Source organism: Streptomyces sulfonofaciens (genome assembly GCF_014656295.1).
Lineage (GTDB): Bacteria > Actinomycetota > Actinomycetes > Streptomycetales > Streptomycetaceae > Streptomyces > Streptomyces sulfonofaciens.
Genome location: NZ_BNCD01000071.1, coordinates 1 through 1,076, shown reverse-complemented (window position 1 = coordinate 1,076; position 1,076 = coordinate 1). Strand labels below are relative to the sequence as shown.

Sequence of the window (1,076 nt, the reverse complement as noted above, 5' to 3'; positions counted from 1 at the left end):
AGCCAGTAGTGTTGGTGGTTGAAGTGGTAGGTGGGGAGGTCGGGGGTGGTGGCCGGGGTGTGGGGGAACCATCCGGACCATTCGATGCGCCTGCTGGTGACGTGGACACGGGCGAGTGCGTCCAGCAGCCGGCGCGGATCGGCAACCACCGGGGCGACCACCGGACCCGGTGTGCCGGAGGATTCCGGTGCGTCTTCGAGCGTGGCCTCGATCTGCTGGGTCAGTACCGCGTGACCGGCCACCTCCACAAACGTGTCCACCCCGGCCAGGCGAAGATATTCGACGGCATCGGCGAAACGCACCGGCTGACGAACGTGCCCGACCCAGTAAGCAGGGTCAGCCAGCTCGACGGGATCAGCGACACGACCGGTGACTGCCGAGACCACCGCAATACACGGCTCCTCGAACACAACCGACGACGCCACCAGCCTGAACTCCTCCAAAATCCCGTCCATGTGCGACGAGTGAAACGCATGACTCACACGAAGAGCAGTGACACGACGCCCCTGTGCCCGCCAGTACTCGGCCACCCGAACCACCTGACCCACATCCCCCGACACAACGGTCTGCCGAGGACCATTCACCGCCGCCACCACCACAGCCGCCCCCACACCCAAACCAGCGAGTTCGGCATTCACCTCCTCTTCGGTAGCAGCGACGGACACCATCGCCCCGCCGTCGGGAGCAGCCTGCATCAACCGTCCCCGCGCGGCCACCAAACGGACCGCGTCCGGCAGCGACCACACACCGGCCACATAAGCAGCGACCAATTCACCAATGGAGTGACCCCCGACAAAATCAGGCCGGACACCGAACGACTCCAACAGCCGAAACAACGCCACCTCAACCGCGAAAATCGCCGGCTGCGCATAACACGTCTGAGCCAGAACCTCCTCATCAGCACCCTCGACCAGAACCAAATCCCGCAACGACCGATCCAACACCCCGTCAAAGGCAGCACACACCTCATCAAACGCCCGCCGGAACACCGAACTCAACACATACAACCCACGACCCATCCCCACCCGCTGACTACCCTGCCCAGCAAACAACACCGCCAGCTTCCGCTGACTACC

1 protein-coding gene is annotated in these 1,076 nt (G+C 63.9%); it reads right to left on the bottom strand.

Annotation, left to right across the window (positions count from 1 at the left end):
* The coding region (locus IE313_RS34600; protein WP_229925198.1) for an acyltransferase domain-containing protein at positions 1-998 on the bottom strand (998 nt) is incomplete at its 3' end.
* Between the last annotated feature and the right edge of the window lie 78 nt (positions 999-1,076).